The organism is Holophagales bacterium (genome assembly GCA_016719485.1).
In the GTDB taxonomy this organism is placed as follows: Bacteria; Acidobacteriota; Thermoanaerobaculia; order UBA5066; family UBA5066; genus UBA5066.
In genome coordinates this window covers 189,101-205,178 of sequence record JADJZB010000028.1, presented here as the reverse complement: position 1 = coordinate 205,178, position 16,078 = coordinate 189,101, and the positions used below count along the sequence as shown (strand labels likewise).

Annotated in this window: 14 protein-coding genes and 1 riboswitch; of the genes, 13 read left to right on the top strand and 1 reads right to left on the bottom strand. The window is 70.9% G+C overall.

Going from position 1 to position 16,078, the window contains the following annotated elements:
* The first annotated feature begins 76 nt into the window (after window positions 1-76).
* The 12 genes from IPN03_19700 (at window position 77) to IPN03_19645 (ending at window position 12,984) form a co-directional block, all read left to right on the top strand.
* Window positions 77-1,621, top strand: a complete 1,545-nt coding sequence (locus tag IPN03_19700; protein MBK9375875.1) for an acyl-CoA carboxylase subunit beta — start codon at window positions 77-79, stop codon at window positions 1,619-1,621.
* Between the two features lie 10 nt (window positions 1,622-1,631).
* Window positions 1,632-1,937: an OadG family protein gene (locus IPN03_19695; GenBank protein MBK9375874.1), complete on the top strand. Its 306-nt coding sequence runs from the start codon at window positions 1,632-1,634 to the stop codon at window positions 1,935-1,937.
* Window positions 1,938-1,945: 8 nt separating this feature from the next.
* Entirely contained in the window at window positions 1,946-2,356 is a 411-nt protein-coding gene (locus IPN03_19690; GenBank protein MBK9375873.1) for an acetyl-CoA carboxylase biotin carboxyl carrier protein subunit, read from the top strand.
* A 58-nt stretch (window positions 2,357-2,414) separates the two neighbouring features.
* Window positions 2,415-3,476, top strand: a complete 1,062-nt coding sequence (locus IPN03_19685) for a sodium ion-translocating decarboxylase subunit beta (GenBank protein ID MBK9375872.1) — start codon at window positions 2,415-2,417, stop codon at window positions 3,474-3,476.
* 22 nt (window positions 3,477-3,498) lie between these two features.
* On the top strand, window positions 3,499-4,881 hold the full coding sequence (locus IPN03_19680) for a sodium:proton antiporter (protein MBK9375871.1): 1,383 nt from the start codon (window positions 3,499-3,501) through the stop codon (window positions 4,879-4,881).
* A 41-nt stretch (window positions 4,882-4,922) separates the two neighbouring features.
* Window positions 4,923-5,306: a fluoride efflux transporter CrcB gene (crcB, locus tag IPN03_19675; GenBank protein MBK9375870.1), complete on the top strand. Its 384-nt coding sequence runs from the start codon at window positions 4,923-4,925 to the stop codon at window positions 5,304-5,306.
* 2 nt (window positions 5,307-5,308) lie between these two features.
* On the top strand, window positions 5,309-5,656 hold the full coding sequence (locus IPN03_19670) for a DUF190 domain-containing protein (protein MBK9375869.1): 348 nt from the start codon (window positions 5,309-5,311) through the stop codon (window positions 5,654-5,656).
* Window positions 5,653-7,119, top strand: a complete 1,467-nt coding sequence (locus IPN03_19665; GenBank protein ID MBK9375868.1) for a sodium:solute symporter — start codon at window positions 5,653-5,655, stop codon at window positions 7,117-7,119. Before IPN03_19670 ends, IPN03_19665 begins: the two co-directional genes overlap by 4 nt.
* A 52-nt stretch (window positions 7,120-7,171) precedes the next feature.
* Window positions 7,172-7,474 carry a hypothetical protein gene (locus IPN03_19660; GenBank protein ID MBK9375867.1) on the top strand — a complete coding sequence of 101 codons (303 nt, stop codon included), beginning with the start codon at window positions 7,172-7,174 and terminating at the stop codon, window positions 7,472-7,474.
* Window positions 7,475-7,597: 123 nt separating this feature from the next.
* Entirely contained in the window at window positions 7,598-8,785 is a 1,188-nt protein-coding gene (locus IPN03_19655) for a TolC family protein (protein MBK9375866.1), read from the top strand.
* Window positions 8,782-9,936, top strand: coding sequence for an efflux RND transporter periplasmic adaptor subunit (locus IPN03_19650; protein ID MBK9375865.1), 1,155 nt, complete (start codon window positions 8,782-8,784; stop codon window positions 9,934-9,936). The genes IPN03_19655 and IPN03_19650 overlap by 4 nt, the downstream gene beginning before the upstream one ends.
* Before the next feature lie 687 nt (window positions 9,937-10,623).
* Window positions 10,624-12,984, top strand: coding sequence for an efflux RND transporter permease subunit (locus IPN03_19645; protein ID MBK9375864.1), 2,361 nt, complete (start codon window positions 10,624-10,626; stop codon window positions 12,982-12,984).
* Between the two features lie 52 nt (window positions 12,985-13,036).
* Here IPN03_19645 and moaA read toward each other — a convergent pair whose 3' ends face one another.
* Complete coding sequence (gene moaA, locus IPN03_19640) at window positions 13,037-14,005, bottom strand: GTP 3',8-cyclase MoaA (protein ID MBK9375863.1); 969 nt, start codon at window positions 14,003-14,005, stop codon at window positions 13,037-13,039.
* Window positions 13,997-14,151: riboswitch (molybdenum cofactor riboswitch) on the bottom strand. (Overlaps the previous gene by 9 nt.)
* 71 nt (window positions 14,152-14,222) lie before the next feature.
* On the opposite strand from moaA, the gene IPN03_19635 reads away from it, so the two are divergent.
* Window positions 14,223-16,043 (top strand): ABC transporter ATP-binding protein, encoded by a 1,821-nt coding sequence (locus tag IPN03_19635; GenBank protein ID MBK9375862.1) that lies wholly within the window; start codon window positions 14,223-14,225, stop codon window positions 16,041-16,043.
* Window positions 16,044-16,078 lie beyond the last annotated feature (35 nt).

Sequence of the window (16,078 nt, the reverse complement as noted above, 5' to 3'; positions counted from 1 at the left end):
ACTCGCGGTCCGCCTCGCAGCCGTCGAAGCGTAGAATTCCTCCGCCCTCCGCTCGGGGGGCTCACTGAGGAGGCACATGTCCAGTCGTTTTTCGGACCTCGATCAAAAGAGGCGGGAGCTTCTTCTCGGCGGCGGCGCCGAGAAGATCGAGAAGCAGCATCGCCAGGGAAAGCTGACGGCGCGCGAGCGTCTCGGCCTCCTCCTCGATCCCGACAGCTTCGTCGAGTTCGGCCTCTGGGCCCAGGGGGGCTCGGGTGAGCCGGGCGGCAAGGCCCTCGCGGGCGAAGGGGTCGTCACCGGGAAGGGGTGGGTCGACGGGCGGGCCGTCTACGCCTTCTCCCAGGACTTCACCGTCAGCGGCGGCTCGGTCGGCAAGCTGCACGCCGCGAAGATCTGCGAATGCCTGAAGGGCGCCCTCCGGGTGGGCCTTCCCGTCGTCGGATTCAACGACTCGGGCGGCGCACGGATCCAGGAGGGGGTCGAGGCGCTCTCCGGCTACGGGCAGATCTTCTACACGAACACCCTCCTGTCGGGCGTCGTCCCGCAGATCAGCGTCATCGCGGGACCCTGCGCCGGCGGAGCGGCCTATTCGCCGGCCCTCACCGACTTCATCGTCATGGTGCAGGAGAGCGCGAAGATGTTCATCGCCGGGCCGGACGTCATCAAGGCGGCCACAGGCGAGGTGATCTCCGACGAGGCGCTCGGCGGCGCCCGCGTCCACGCGGAAGTCTCGGGGAACATCCACTTCTCCGCGCCCGACGAGCGGGCCGCGATCGCTACCGTCAAGGCGCTCCTCTCCTACCTCCCGGCGAACAACCTCGAGTCGCCTCCGGACGTCGCCTTCGAGGCGCCCCTCGTCGACGACGACGCCTTGGACGAGATCGTCCCGGAAGACCCGCGGAAGAGCTACGAAGTCCGCGAAGTGATCAACCGCCTCGTCGACGGCGGCATATTCCTCGAGGTCCAGGACGCGTTCGGCAAGAGCATCGTCGTCGGCTTCGGCCGGCTCGGCGGGATGGTCGTCGGCCTCGTCGCGAACCAGCCGATGCACCTCGCCGGGTCGCTCGACATGGACGCGTCCGACAAGGCGGCCCGGTTCGTGCGGACCTGCAACGTCTTCAACATCCCGCTCGTCACGCTCGTCGACGTCCCCGGGTTCCTGCCGGGCGTGGCGCAGGAGCACGGCGGGATCATCCGGCACGGGGCGAAGATGCTCTTCGCCTACTCGGCCGCGACGGTCCCGAAGATGACGGTCATCCTCCGCAAGGCCTACGGCGGCGCCTACCTCGCCATGTGCTCGAAGGACCTCGGGGCCGATTCCGTCCTCGCCTGGCCGACGGCCGAGATCGCCGTCATGGGACCGGAGGGGGCCGCCAGGATCCTCCACCGCCGCGAGCTGGAAGCCGCGAAGACCGTGAAGGACAAGAACACCCTCCTCGCCGACAAGGCCGCCGAGTACCGGCGGCTTCACGCCAACCCCTTCCGTGCTGCGGCCGCTCTCTACGTCGACGACGTGATCCGGCCGTCGTGGACGAGGCGACTCCTCATCGAGCGCCTCGTCACGCTGCGGGGAAAGCGCGACCTGCGCCCGCAGAAGAAGCACGGCAACATCCCGATGTGAGGCGACGATGATGTCGCCCTCCGTCGTCGCCCTGATCTGCATGAGCGTCGTGATGTGCGTCATGACGCTCCTGGTCGGCGTCCTCTACGCCCTCCAGGCCGTTTCCCGCCGCCAGGCGAAGTCTGCGGCCGCCGTTCCCGAAGACGGGATCACGCCCGAGCTCGTGGTGGTCCTCGCCGCGGCGGCCCACGCCGCGCTCGGCAAGGCCGTCGTCGTCCGTCGCATTCACGTCCTCCGTCCCGCCGGCCAGGAGAACTGGTCGCGTGTCGGGCGGATCGACATCCTGCGCTCCCACCGTATGGAACCCAAGAGATAGAGACAGAAATGAAGAAGCTCCGCATCACCGTCAGTGGCAAGGTCTACGACGTCGAGGTCCAGGTCCTCCAGGACGACGAGGCGATCGGCTCGCCGGCGAGCCTCCCGTACCCGGGGGCCGCCGCCCTTCCGATTCCGGAGGCCGCGCGGCCCGCCTCGGTCCCGGCTCCCGCTTCGGTTCCCGCCGGCGGCATGGACCCGAACACCATCGCCTCGCCGCTCGCCGGGACCGTCCAGAAGGTTTTCGTGACGAAGGGAATGCCGGTCGAGGCCAAGACGCCCCTCGTCCTCCTCGACGCCATGAAGATGGACACGTACATCTACGCCCCGCGCACCGGGACGATCGCGGAGGTCTGCGTGGAGGTGGGCGCGGCCGTCCAGGTCCGCGACCCCCTCATCCGCTACGTTCCGGAGGGGTGACATGGAGAAGCTGATCGCGCAGACCGGCTTCCTCGCGCTGTCGTGGCGCGAGGGAGTGATGATCGCGGTCGCGTTCTTCCTGCTCTGGCTCGCGATCAAGAAGGAGTTCGAGCCGCTTCTCCTCGTCCCGATCGGTTTCGGGGCGCTCATGACGAACCTGCCCCTCAACGGCCTCATGGCCCTTCCCGCGAGCGGCGCGCCGGGCGGGCTCTTCCACTACCTCTTCCAGGGGGTCGAGCTCGAGATCTTCCCGCCCCTCATCTTCCTCGGCCTCGGCGCCCTGACCGACTTCGGGCCGCTCCTGGCGAACCCGAAGACGTTCCTCCTGGGCGGGGCGGCGCAGTTCGGCGTCTTCGGCACCTTCATCGTCGCCGGCTGGCTCGGCTTCACGCCCCAGGAGGCGGGGTCGATCGGGATCATCGGCGGGGCCGACGGGCCGACCTCGATCTACCTGACGATCAAGCTCGCGCCGCACCTCCTCGGGGCGATCGCCGTCTCGGCCTACTCGTATATGGCGCTCGTGCCGCTCATCCAGCCGCCGATCATGCGGCTCCTGACGACGAAGAAGGAGCGGATGATCCGGATGGAAGCGAACTTCGACGTTCCGAAGTGGCTCCGGATCTCCTTCCCGATCCTCTGCACCGTGATCTGCGCCCTCATCGTCCCGGCGGCGACGTCGCTCATCGGCCTCCTGATGTTCGGGAATCTCCTCCGCGAGTGCGGCGTCACCGAGCGGCTGAACCGCTCGGCGCAAAACGAGCTGATCAACCTCATCACGATCGTTCTCGGTCTCTCGGTCGGCGTGACGATGGACGGCAACAGCTTCCTGAGGACCGCCACCCTCAAGATCCTCGTCCTCGGCTGCATCGCGTTCGCCTTCTCGACGGCGGCGGGCGTCCTCCTCGGCAAGCTGATGGCCGTCCTCCCCGGGACGCCGGTCAATCCCCTCATCGGCGCGGCAGGCGTCTCGGCCGTCCCCATGGCCGCGCGCGTCGCCCACAACGTCGGCCAGGAGGCCGACCCCGACAACTACCTCCTGATGCACGCCATGGGGCCGAACGTGGCCGGCGTCATCGGTACGGCGGTCGCCGCTGGTAGTCTCCTCGCGCTCCTGAAGTAGCCGCCGCGGTTTCGAGGTACAGATGACGGTTCCCTGGTACGGCCTTCTCCCTTTCGTGGCGCTCCTCGCCGCGATCGCCACGTTTCCGCTCATGCCCGCGACGAAGCACCTCTGGGAGAAGAGGCGCTTCCAGCTCCTCCTGGCCCTCGTCCTCGGCGTGCCGATGGGGGTCTGGGTCTGGAGCCTCGGCGGCCGGACCGAGGTGATCCACGCGCTCGTCGAATACGGCGCGTTCATCACGCTCCTCTTCTCGCTCTTCGTCGTGAGCGGAGGCGTCTTCGTCGCCGGGGACATCCGGGCCACGCCCCGCAACAACACCCTCTTCCTCGCCGCGGGCGCCGTTCTCGCCTCGCTGATCGGCACGACCGGAGCCGCGATGCTCCTCGTGAGGCCGCTCCTGAACACGAACCGGGAACGGAAGCACAAGGTCCACACGGTCGTCTTCACGATCCTCGTCGTGGCGAACTGCGGCGGCCTCCTGACGCCGCTCGGGGACCCGCCGCTCTTCCTCGGCCTCCTCCGGGGCGTCCCGTTCCTCTGGACGCTGAACCTCTTCCCCGAGTGGCTCTTCGTGAACGGGATGCTGCTCGTTGCCTACTACTCGGTCGACAACCTCGCGTACCGCAAGGAAGAAATGCCCGACATCGTCCGCGACGCGATCGAGGTGAAGCCCCTCGCCGTTCACGGGAAGGAGAGCATCGCCCTCCTCGGGGTCATCGTCGCGGCGGTCGCGCTCGTTCCGTCCGTCGATCTCCACGCGATCCACGCGGGGCACGCCCCGTGGGCCGCCTGGGTCCCGTTCCGGGAGATCGTCCTGCTGACGGCCGCGTTCCTCTCCTTCCGCCTCGGGGACCGAAAGACGCGATTCGTGGACAACCGGTTCGAGTGGGGGCCGATCCAGGAAGTGGCGGCCCTCTTCATCGGGATCTTCCTGACCATGGTCCCGGCGCTGGCGTACCTCGCCCAGAACGCGGCGGCCCTTCCGTTGAACAGGGTGACGTTCTTCGTCTTCGCCGGGGGCCTCTCGTCCGTCCTCGACAACGCACCGACCTACGTGACGTTCTTCGAGCTGGCGAAGGCCCTCGGGGGAGAGCCGGCCGTGGCAGGGGTGAGGGAAGTCTTCCTCGTCTCGATCAGCCTCGGGGCGGTCTTCTGCGGCGCGATGACGTACATCGGGAACGGCCCGAATTTCATGGTCAAGGCGATCGCGGAGTCGGACGGCGTCCCGATGCCGAGCTTCGGCGGGTACGTGGCCCGTTACGCGCTCGTCTACCTCGCGCCGATCCTCGCCCTGATGGTCGGGATTTTCATCGTGGAGACGCCGGCGATCAGGATAGCGAGCGGGGTCCTGGCGGCTCTCCTCGCCGGGTGGTTCGTGCGGACGGCGGTGGCGGCGCGGCGCTGACGGCCGGTCGTTCGTCCGCCGGTGCTACGCTCCCCCGACCGATGAAGTCCCTCGCCCTCGTCTTCCTCGGTGGCGGGATCGGCGCCTCGCTCCGCCACCTCCTCGGGGGCGCGGTGCAGGCGTTCTCCAGGAGCGCGACGTTCCCGTGGGGAACCTTCGCGGTGAACGTCACGGGCTGCTTCGTGATCGGCCTCCTCGCGCAGCTCTCCGAGACGCGGGGCGTGCCGTCCGGCCAGACCCGGACGTTCCTCTTCGTCGGTGTCCTCGGCGGCTACACGACCTTCTCCTCGTTCGGCAACGAAACGCTGAACCTCCTGCGCGGCGGCGAGGCACTGGCCGCCGCCGCGAACGCCGGGGGGCAGCTCGTGCTGGGCCTCCTCGCCGTCGCGCTCGGAAGGGTCGCGGCCCAGCTCCTCTGGAGGTGACGATGACCCTCCCCGAAGACGGCGCCCTCCTCCGGATCTTCGTCGGCGAGAGCGATCGCCACGAGGGTAAGCTCCTGTACGAGTGGCTCGTCCTGAAGGCGAGGGCGAGGGGGCTTGCGGGAGCGACGGTCCTGCGCGGGGTCATGGGCTTCGGCGCGCACAGCCGGCTACACACCTTCAAGATCGAGCGGCTCTCGGAAGACCTGCCCGTCATCGTCGAGATCGTCGACGTCCGCGAGAAGCTGGAAGCCTTTCTCGAGGAGATCGAGGGGCATGTCCCCGAGGGGCTCGCGACGCTGGAGAAGGCGTTCGTCCGCTTCTACCGCGGGGGGAAGCCGCCGGCACGATGAGCGGCTTTTCCGCGCTCGACTGGGCCGTCGTCGTCCTGTACATGGGCGGCATCGCGGCCTTTGGCCTCGCCAAGGGGGGGAAGCAGGCCTCCGCGAAGGACTACTTCCTGTCGGAAAAGAAGATCGGCTGGTGGGCGGTCACCGCCTCGATCGTCGCGACGGAGACCTCGGCGCTCACCTTCATCTCGGTGCCCGGGATGGCCTTCAAGGGAGCCTGGGGTTTCCTCGAGCTCTCCTTCGGCTACCTCCTCGGGCGGATCGTCATCTCGTGGCTCCTCCTGCCGCGCTACTTCGAGGGCGAGCTGACGACCTCGTACGCCCTCCTCGAGCGGACGTTCGGGGTGGGCGTCCGGAGGATGGCCTCCGGGACCTTCATCCTGACCCGGATCTTTGCGGACGGCGTGCGGCTCTACGCCACGGCGATCCCGCTCGTCATCATCTTCCGCGGCTACAACCTCTTCGCCGGGGTCTCGGACCCGATGCTGTACGTCGGCGCGATCCTCCTCACCGCGGCCGTCACCGTGATCTACGTCCAGGTGGGCGGCGTCAGGGCCGTCATCTGGACCGACGTCATCCAGCTCGGGGTCTACATCCTCGGGGGAGCCATCGCCATCTTCGTCCTCGTTCCGAAGATCCCGGAGCTCGGGGCGAAGCTGGCTGCCGCGGCCGCCTCCGGAAAGCTCACGGTCTTCCAGACCGACGGGAGCTTCCTCACGTCGCCGTACCACGTCCTGACGGCGATCCTCGGCGGAGCCGTCCTCTCGATGGCCTCCCACGGTACCGACTACATCATCGTCCAGCGCCTCTTCGCGACGGAGAGCCTGCGCGACGGCCGGCGCGCCCTCGTCGCGAGCGGAGTGGCCGTCATCCTCCAGTTCACGCTCTTCCTCGCCGTCGGGACGCTCCTCTTCCTCTACTACGGCGACCTCCCGCTCAAGGGCGACGCCGTCTTCCCGAAGTTCATCGTCGAGCAGGTCCCGTCCGGCCTCTCTGGCCTCATCATCGCGGGCCTCCTCGCCGCGGCGATGTCGACGATCTCGGGCTCGATCAGCTCGATCTCGAGCTCCACCGTCTTCGACCTCTACGCCTCGACGAAGCGGGGACGGGCCGCGACCGAGGAGCACAAGCTCCGTCTCTCGCGGCGTGTCAGCTTCGGCTGGGCGATCCTGCTGACCGGAGCGGCGCTCATCTTCATCGGGACCGGGCAGGCCGTCGTGGAGCTGGCGCTGAGCATCGCGTCGTTCACCTACGGCGGCTTCCTCGGACTCTTCTTCCTCGCGGTCCGCGGGAAGACGACCTCACGGTCCGCCGCGATCGGCTTCCTCACGGGCGTCGGCGCGATGGTCTTCGTCGTCCTCGGAACGAAGCTCGCCTGGCCTCTCTACACGCTCACCGGGAGCCTCGTGACGGTGGCCGTGGCCTGGACCGCATCGGCGGTGGAGGGGCGCGCCCGGCCCGCCTGAAACGCTCCCCGGGGAGGGAAGCCGCCCGGGAGGGACGTGCTATTTTCTCGTCGTGGTGCGGCTCGTCGTCGTTGCGCTCCTCTCGTTCTTCCTGGCCCAGGAGTCGAGCCTCGGCTCGCTCCTCGCCGGCGAGGAGTGCGCCGAGACGTGCCCCGACGACGTGCCCGGGGGCCGCTGCTCGCCCGTCTGCGTCGCGTGCTCCTGCGGGACTCGCCTGAACCCCGTCCCGCCGCGGGTCGCGCGCCTCGAGTCGCCTGCCCCGCGCGACGCCTTCGAGCTCGCGACGCCGGCCGTGGTTCCCGCCGAGGGTCACCCGGCGGAAATCGCGCACGTTCCGATCGGCACCTCTTCCTGAGGAGCCGGGCGGCCCCGGCGGTCTCGGGCGTTCCCTTTCGCCTCGCGACCGTTCCGCGTTCCGCCCTCGCCTGACCCGTTCCACCCGCAGCGCGGGCGGAGCCGTGTCCTGACCGAGGTGCCCATGAGAACCACGTGGATCCTGCTCGCCTGCTGCGGCCTGGCCGCCCGCGCGTCGGCCGTCTCTGCGCCGCTCGACCTCGGGAGCGTGAAGGCGGCGGCCTTTGAAGACGCAGGCGTTGCGCGGCTGCGGGCCGACCTCGCCGAGCGCCGCCGTCAGCTGGCCGCGGCCGGGAGCTTCGCCCGCGAGGGTCCTCTGGTCGGCGTCGAGGCCGGACCGCGCCGCCTCGAGAACGACGGGACGAAAGCGGACCTCTCGGTCGAGGCCGACGTTCCGATCCGGCTGAGGGGCGGCGCCCGGGCGGCGGCCGCGGTGCGCCTCGACGAGGCCGCGCCGGTCCTACTCGCGGCGGCCGACGCCGAAGCCGCGCGTCGCCTCGCGGAGGCGTATGCGGATGCGTGGCTCGCCGCGAGCCGGGTCGAAGCGCTCGCCGGGCAGCGGACGCTCCTCGAAGGGTGGCGCGACGCCGCACGAAAGAGGGTGGAGGCTGGCGCGGATGCGCCGTTCCAGGCGGCCCTCGTGGAAGCGGACCTCCTGCGCTCCCGTGGCGAGCTCGACCGGGCGCGGCGCGAGGCGGCGGAGGCGTGGGGGGCGCTGCGGGCCCTCGCCGACCTCCCCGAGGCGCCGCAGGAGCTCGCGAGCCCTGCGATCCCGGCGTGGCCGGGGGCGAACGAGGCGAAAGCCCGGTTCGAGGCCGGCGTCGCGAGGGCGTCGGTCGACGCGCGTCTCGCGCTCGACCTCGCGTTCGGCTCGCTCGAGAGCTCGGATCGCCTCGAGAGGTGGAGCCTCCTCGGCTCGGTGGCGAAGGAGGGGGCGGACTCCGTGGCCCGGGCCGGGCTGGCGTACCGGTTCCCGCTCCCGGGCGAGCGGACCTCGGGCGACGAGGCCTCGAAGTTCTTCCAGCTGGCCCGCCGCCGCGAGGCCGACGCCGAGCGGCGCCTCCTCGAGGCGCGCCTGGCCGGGGCCCTCGAGAGGGCCCGTGAATTCGGAGCGCTACCGGACGGACGCGCGTTCGAGGAGGCCCTCGCCGCCGTGAACCTCAGGGTCCTGGAAGGGAAGGACAGCCCCTCGGACGCCGTCCTCTCCCGCCGACAGCTCCTCGACGGGCGCCTCGGGGCCCTCGAGAGGCTGAGGGACGCCTCCCTCCTCTCCGCCGAGCTGGATGCGCTGACGAAAGGAATGACGCCGTGAAGCGACTCGACGGGCCCGTCCTCGTCCTTCTCCTTGTCCTTCTCTTGGCCCTCTCGGCCGGTTGCCGGCCGACGACCCCCGAAGCCCCCGCCGGGCATGACGACCACGACCACGAAGGAGAGTCGGCGGAGACCGCCGAAGGGGAAGCCGGCGCCGCCATTCCCCTCGACGGGGTTCGCGGCCTCAAGCTCGTCGAGGCGCCCGCGCGCCGCTCCGAAGGCGCCTGGTTCCCGGGCGAGGCGATCGGCGACGAGAACGCCCAGGCCATCCTCGCCGCACCGGTGGGGGGAATCGTCGTCGCGCCGCTCGCAGCGCCCCAGGCCCCCGTTCCCGCGGGGACGCCGCTCGTGAGCCTCGCGAGCCCGGAGCTGGCCGATCTTCGCGCGCGCTGGCTCACCGCCTCCGCGAGGCGCCTCAGGGCCGAGGCCGACCTCGGGCGCGAGGAGCGCCTCGCGGCCGGGAACGCGACGTCGGCGCGGGAGCTGGAGCTTTCGCGGAACGAGGCGGCGGCGGCGCGCGCGGAGGAAGACGCGGCGCGGATCGGGCTCGAGGCGCGCGGCGTCTCGCCCGGCTCGATTCCGGGGCCGTTCGTCGTGAAGGCCCCGGCCCGCGGCTCGGTCGTGGAGTGGAAGGTGCGCGTCGGGCAGGGGGTGGCGGCGGGGGAGGAGCTCGGGACGTTCCAGTCCGCCGGCGCGTCTCTCGTCCTCCTCGAGCTTCCGCTCCCCGGGCCGGAGTGGGCGCTCGGCGACGAGACGGACGTGCGCTCGTCGGACGGGAAGCGGTGGCGGGCCCGCGTCGCGGGCGTCCCCGCGGTCCTCGGCGCTTCGACGCGCCGCCTCTCCTACCGTCTCCGTCTCGCCGGGGGGCCGCTGCCGATCCCGGGCAAGCCGGTGGAGGTCCGCGTGCCGTTCGCGTCGGCCGTGATCCTTCCGCAGAACGCGCTCCAGCAGGTCGAGGGCTCCTGGGGGGTCTTCGTGAAGGAGGACGGGCATGCCGTCTTCCGTCCCGTGAAACGCGGCACCGAGCTGGGGGGCGACGTGATGGTCCTCGACGGAGTCGAGCCGGGCCAGACCGTCGTCACCGACGGCGCTTATCTCTTGAAAGCGGCGCTCCTGAAGAGGAAGAGCGGCGGGGACGCGCATGACCACTGAGCGCAGGGTTCTGCCGCGCCTCTTCGAGGCCGTTCTCTCGCGCGGGGGAATCGTCCTCGGCCTCGCCCTCGTGTGGCTCCTGGCGGGAGTCGTGGCGTTCGCCTCGCTGCGCCGCGACCTCTTCCCCGACCTGACCCTTCCCGGCCTCACGCTCCTCGTCCAGAGCCCCGGGCGGGCGGCGTCGGAGCTCGAGCTGACCGTCGCGCAGCCGATCGAGCAGGCGGTCGGGGGCCTGCCGGGCGTGAGGCGCGTCGTCGCCACGGTGCAGGCGGAGGTCGTTCAGGTCGTCGTCACGTTCGAGGGGGGGACGGACCCGTGGCGCGCGCGCCAGCTCGTGGCCGAGCGGCTCCAGGCGGCGGTGAACGAGTTCCCCGAGGGGACCCGGGCGCCGCTGATGACGAGCGCCGCGGGGCGCCTGCAGGAGATACAGGAGGTCGTCCTGGGTGGGCCCGACGTCGACCCGATGGTCCTGCGCGACTACACGGAGAAGGTCGTCGTCCCGCGCCTCCAGTCCGTCCCCGGCGTCTCGAGGGTGGAGCACCTCGGGGGGGAGGAGCGGCAGCTGCAGGTCTCGCTCGACCCGGAGAGGATGAGGCTTCTCGAGGTGGGCCTCGACCGCGTTCTCGAGGCGCTGGAGGGGACGGAGCAGGACTCCGCCTCCGGGGTCCTCGAGATCCAGGACAAGGGGTGGTTCGTCACCGTGGGGAGCCTCGCCGCCGGCCCGGAAGCGGTCCGCCGCCTGCCGGTCGCGACGCCGCACGGGGTCGTGACGCTCGGCGAGGTCGCGGACGTGCGCGAGGGGCCCGCATTCCGCCGCGGTCTCGCGCGCCACCAGGGGCACGAGGACGTCTCTTTGCGCGTCATCAAGCAGCCGGGGGCCGACACGATCGCCGTCTCGCGCGACGTGAAGGAGATGCTCGACGACCTCCGGGCCGGGTTGCCGGCGGGGATGGTCCTGACGCTCATGTACGACCAGGGCGAGCTCGTGACGGACGCGCTCAACGGCGTCACGAAGGCGCTCCTCCTGGGGGCCTTCTTCGTCGCGGCGGTCCTCGTCCTCCTCCTCGGGAACTTCCGCGGCGCGCTCGTCGTCCTCTCCGTCCTCCCGCTCGCCACCCTGGGCGCGGCGATCCCGCTCGCGGCCGCCGGGCTCGGTCTGAACGCGATGACGCTCGGCGGCCTCGCCATCGCCGTCGGCCTCCTCGTCGACGCCTCGGTCATCATGGTCGAGAACCTCCTCCACCGGCTCCGCGACTGCGGGACGGAGCCTCGCGCCGCGGCGTCATCGCCCGGGCGGCCGCGGAGGTGGGGGTGCCGATCGTCACGGCGGTGGCGGTCATCCTCGCGGTCTTCGTGCCGCTCCTTTCGCTCGGCGGCCTCGCGGGGCGCCTCTACGCGCCGCTCGCCGTGGCGGTCGCGTCGGCCATGACGATCAGCCTCGTCCTCAGCTTCACGCTCGTCCCGGTCCTCGTCGAGAGGCTCGTCCCCCCGGGAGCCTCCCTCGCCGAGCCGCGCGTCGTGGCGGCGATCAAGGGCGTCTACCGCCCCGCCCTGGAGTGGGCGCTTCGGCACGGTCTCCTCGTGAGGATCGTGGCCCTCGGCCTCACCGTCCCGAGCGTCTGGCTCGCGCTGCGGCTCGGGTCCGACTTCCTGCCGTCCCTCGACGAGCGGGCCCTGATGCTCCAGTCGAAGCTCCCGTCGGAAACGAGCCTCGGGGCCGTGGACGAGGCCAATTTCCGGCTCGAGGCGCGGCTGATGCAGATCCCCGGGGTCGCGACGGTCTACCGGCGGACGGGCCGGGGAGAGGTGGCCGAGGACCCGATGCCGCACACGCTGAGCGACGTCCTCGTCGTCCTCGAACGGGGGGCCGACACGAAGGCGGTCGAGCGGATCGTGGCCGGACGCGTGGAGGACCTCCCGTTCCCGGTGGAGATCACGACCCCGATGCAGATGCGCATCGCGGAGGGGATCGGCGGCACGCCGGCCGACGTCCAGGTGAAGCTCTTCCACCCCGATCTCGGCCTCCTCGAGGCGGCCCTCCCGCGTCTGCAGGAGCGGCTCTCTCGCCTCCCGGGCGTCGCCTCCGTCAGTCCCGACACGGGCGGGCCCCTCCCGAGGTGGAACGTCGTCCCCGACGACGACGCCCTCCGCCGGCTCGGGGTGCCGAGACGGCTCGTGGCGCAGACGCTCGCCGCCGCGCTCCAGGGCGTGGAGGCGGGCGTGCGCCACGACGGCCCGCAGAGGATCGAGCGGGTCGTCCGCTTTCCGAACGACGGGCGGACGAGCCCGGAGATCCTGCGCCGGCTGCCCGTCGTCGTCGAAGGGGGGCGGGTCTTCGAGCTGGGCCAGCTGGCGGTCTTCTCGGAGGAGTCGACGCCGAGCGTCCTCCGGCGCGAATCAGGCCAGCGCCGCCTCGCCCTCAACGTCCGCGCCGGGGGCGACCTCGGCGGGACGGCGCGGCGCGTGGCAGAGGCGGTGGGGAAGGCGGATCTCCCGAAGGGGACGATCGTCAGGTACGGCGGGAAAATCGAGGAGGCGCGCGAGACGCAGCGGCGGCTCGCCGTCGCCATCGCGGTGGCGCTCGCGCTCGTCGTGGGCCTCCTCTACCTCGCGCTCGGGCGGCTCAGGGAGGTCCTCGTCGTCCTCGCGACGCTCCCCGACGCCTTCGCGGGCGGCCTCCTCGCCCTCTGGCTCGCGGGGGAGACCTGGAACATCAGCTCGATCGTCGGCGTCATTGGCCTCTTCGGAGTCGCCGTCCAGAACAGCCTCGTCCTCATCACGCAGACGAAGTCGCTCGTGGCGGGCGGCGTCCCGTTCCTCGCGGCGCTGCGCGAGGCGTCGCTCGGGCGCGTGCGGCCGAAGCTGATGACGGCCGGCGCGGCGATCCTGGGCCTCCTCCCGATGCTCTTCGGCATCGCGGGGAGCGAGCTGGAGCGGCCGCTGGCGATCGTCATGGTGGGAGGCCTCGTGACCTCCACCCTCTTCACGCTCCTCGCCCTTCCGAGCTTCTACGCGTGGGTGGGAAGGCCTGTGGAGGAGAGGGTGTGAGCGGGGAGGCGGCTAAAGGGGCGAGAGGTGCGCAGGCGGCCGAAAGAAGCTCTCAGCCGCCGATGGACGCCATCGTGGAACCGATGGTCATGGCGATCGGAGGCTGCTTGCCTGCGACGTAGTCCCTTGCTGCATCCTCCACCTCGGCCTCCGCAAGCTCGCCCCTCCGGAGAAGGTCGACGAGCGGGAAGGCCATGTCGTCCATGAGGCAGCGGCGCAGGCGCCCGCGTGCGTCGAGCCGCAGGCGGTCGCAGTCGTCGCAGAAGGAGTGGCTGACGGGGTCGATCCAGCCGGCCTCGACCTCGAGCCCCCTCCAGGCGATCGCGGTCCGCCGGGCCGGCGCGTTGGGGCGCGCGGGAAGGGGGGTGATCCGCGCCCCCTCGGCCGCGAGCCACTCGCGCACCGCGGCGCCGGTGACCCGCTCGGCGATCGCCCAGGCGGCCTCGGTGCCGGTGTGCATCAGCTCGATGAAGCGGATCTCGACGCCCTTCGCGGCGGCGAGGGCGAGGAGGCCGGGGACGTCCTCCCGGAAGGAGCTGCCACGCAGGACGGAGTTGATCTTCAGGGGCACGAGGCCCGCCTCGAGGGCGGCGTCGATTCCCTCGAGGACCTCCTCGACGCGGCCGCCCCGGGTCAGCTCGCGGAAGCGGGCGGGGTCGAGCGTGTCGAGGGAGACGTTGACGCGCGCGAGGCCGGCCGCGGCGAGCTCGCGGGCCGCCGGGGCGAGGCGCGTCCCGTTCGTCGTCATGGAGACCTCGCGGACCCCCGGGATCGCGGCGACCTTCGCGACGAAAGCCGGTACGCCGCCTCGAACCAGCGGCTCGCCCCCCGTCACCTTGATCCGGTCCACGCCGTACCTCGACGCGAGCCACGCGACTGCCGAGGCCAGCTCCGACAGCGACGGGATCTCGCCGCGCGGAAGGAGCGGGACCCCCGCCTCCGGCATGCAGTAGGCGCAGCGGAGGTTGCAGCGGTCGGTCACGGAGACGCGCAGGGTCGCGGCTCCGGCGGCGCGGTGCATCGAGCGATCTCCTTTCCAACCGGGAGGCCGTCCCGTTTCCGGAGGCGACCCTCGGGGCTCCGGGCTCCCTCGGGGAGTCCTGCCCGCCGCTCCTGGTCCCTTGGGGGAGCCCCTTTAGGGGCCAGGAGTCGAAGACCAGGGGAGTCTATCGCGTCGGGTGATACGTTGCGAAGAGATGACCGCCGAGCCGAAGACGGAGTCGCAGGACGAACGCGCGATGGCAATCCTCTGGCGGTACCTGCGCCCGCACCGGGGCCTCGTGGCGCTCACGCTTCTCCTTGCTGGCGTGGCCCAGATCCTGACGCTCGTCGACCCTCTCATCTTCGGCCGGATCGTCGACCAGTACGCCCTGAATCCCGGTGGCCGTCCCGAGACCGAGCTGGTTCGAGGTGCGCTCGGCTGGCTCCTCGTCGCCGCGGCCGTGGCCCTCGCCGCCCGCCTCGCATCGGCCCTGCAGGAATATGCCCTTCGGCTCCTGGTGCAGTCGATCGGGATGGAGATGTTCAACGACGGCCTGCGCCGGACGCTCCGGCTCTCGTTCCAGGAGATGGAGGACCGGTCGAGCGGCGAGACGATGGCCCTCCTCTCGAAGGTGAGGACCGACACCGAGCGATTCGTGAACGCCTCGGTGACGATCCTCTACTCCTCCCTCGTCGGCATCGGTTTCCTCGTCTGGTACGGCGTCACCCGGCACTGGCTCCTGATCCCGGCGTTCGGGATCGGGGTCCTCCTGCTCGGCTCCCTCACGGGCCTCCTGAGCCGGAAGATCAAGACGGTCCAGCGGCAGGTGGTGCGCGAGACGCGGCGTATGGCGGGAGCCATCACCGAATCGCTCCGGAACATCGAGCTCGTGAAGAGCCTCGGGCTGACCCGCGCGGAGATCGGGCGCCTCTCCGGCTACACGAAGCGGATCTTCGACCTCGAGATGGCGAAGGTGAAGAAGGTGAGGGGCCTCGCCTTCCTGCAGGGGACGATCATCAACGTCCTCCGGCAGTCGATCCTCTTCATCCTGCTCTGGCTCATCTTCCGCAGGGCCCTCTCGCCCGGCGAGCTCATCGCCTTCCAGTTCATCCTCAACACGATCTTCGGACCGCTCCAGCAGCTCGGGAACGTCCTCCTGAACCATCGGGAGGCGGAAGCCTCCCTGCTCGCGTTCGGGGAGCTCATGGCGACGCCGGTCGAGCAGCGTCCGGAGGAGCCCGTCGACGTCGGGGAGATCGGGAGCCTGCGCTTCGAGGACGTCTCCTTCCGGTACAGGGGAGCGGCGGAGGACGCGCTCGACCACATCAGCTTCTCCGCGAAGCTGGGCGACACGATCGCCTTCGTCGGCCCCTCGGGCTCGGGCAAGTCGAGCCTCGTGAAGCTCCTCGTCGGGCTCTACGCCCCGACCGGCGGCGTCATCACGATCGACGACGTCCCGACGAACGAGCTGCGCTACAACCGCGTGAGGCGCCAGATCGGCTTCGTCACCCAGGACCCGCAGCTCTTCTCGGGGACGATCCGCGAGAACCTCCAGCTCGTGAAGCCCGACGCCACCGACGAGGAGATGCTCGAGGCGCTCCGGCAGGCCTCGGCCGGAGCGCTCCTCGAGCGCTCTGGCGAGGGGCTCGAAACACGTCTCGGCGAATCGGGACTGAGGGTCTCGGGCGGCGAGCGGCAGCGCATCTCCATCGCCCGCGCGCTCCTGCGCCACCCGCGCCTCCTCATCTTCGACGAGGCGACCTCGGCGCTCGACTCGATCACCGAGCGGGAGATCACGGCCTCGGTGCGCGAGCTCTCGGGCAGCCGCCGGCACATGGTCCTCCTGATCGCCCACCGGTTGAGCACGATCGCGCACGCGGAGACGATCTACGTCCTCGAGCGCGGGCGCATCGTCGAGACGGGGAGCCACGACGAGCTCGTGGAACGGCGGGGCCTCTACTACGCCATGTGGCGTCAGCAGATCGGCGAGCGGGAACCGTGGGCGATGCCGAAGGCAACGGCCTCCGTGTCGGAGGAGGCCGCGGTTCTCGACGAAGCACTGGCGCCGGAAGCCTGAATCAGGAGCGCTGGCCGGACGAACGAGACCGGCTT

What these genes read in the sequence shown, in the direction of transcription:
- IPN03_19700 (MBK9375875.1), top strand. Translation starts at nt 77, where the DNA reads ATGTCCAGTCGTTTTTCGGACCTCGATCAAAAGAGGCGGGAGCTTCTT.
- IPN03_19695 (MBK9375874.1), top strand. Translation starts at nt 1,632, where the DNA reads ATGTCGCCCTCCGTCGTCGCCCTGATCTGCATGAGCGTCGTGATGTGC.
- IPN03_19690 (MBK9375873.1), top strand. Translation starts at nt 1,946, where the DNA reads ATGAAGAAGCTCCGCATCACCGTCAGTGGCAAGGTCTACGACGTCGAG.
- IPN03_19685 (MBK9375872.1), top strand. Translation starts at nt 2,415, where the DNA reads ATGATCGCGGTCGCGTTCTTCCTGCTCTGGCTCGCGATCAAGAAGGAG.
- IPN03_19680 (MBK9375871.1), top strand. Translation starts at nt 3,499, where the DNA reads ATGACGGTTCCCTGGTACGGCCTTCTCCCTTTCGTGGCGCTCCTCGCC.
- crcB (MBK9375870.1), top strand. Translation starts at nt 4,923, where the DNA reads ATGAAGTCCCTCGCCCTCGTCTTCCTCGGTGGCGGGATCGGCGCCTCG.
- IPN03_19670 (MBK9375869.1), top strand. Translation starts at nt 5,309, where the DNA reads ATGACCCTCCCCGAAGACGGCGCCCTCCTCCGGATCTTCGTCGGCGAG.
- IPN03_19665 (MBK9375868.1), top strand. Translation starts at nt 5,653, where the DNA reads ATGAGCGGCTTTTCCGCGCTCGACTGGGCCGTCGTCGTCCTGTACATG.
- IPN03_19655 (MBK9375866.1), top strand. Translation starts at nt 7,598, where the DNA reads ATGAGAACCACGTGGATCCTGCTCGCCTGCTGCGGCCTGGCCGCCCGC.
- moaA (MBK9375863.1), bottom strand. Translation starts at nt 14,005, where the DNA reads ATGCACCGCGCCGCCGGAGCCGCGACCCTGCGCGTCTCCGTGACCGAC.
- IPN03_19635 (MBK9375862.1), top strand. Translation starts at nt 14,223, where the DNA reads ATGGCAATCCTCTGGCGGTACCTGCGCCCGCACCGGGGCCTCGTGGCG.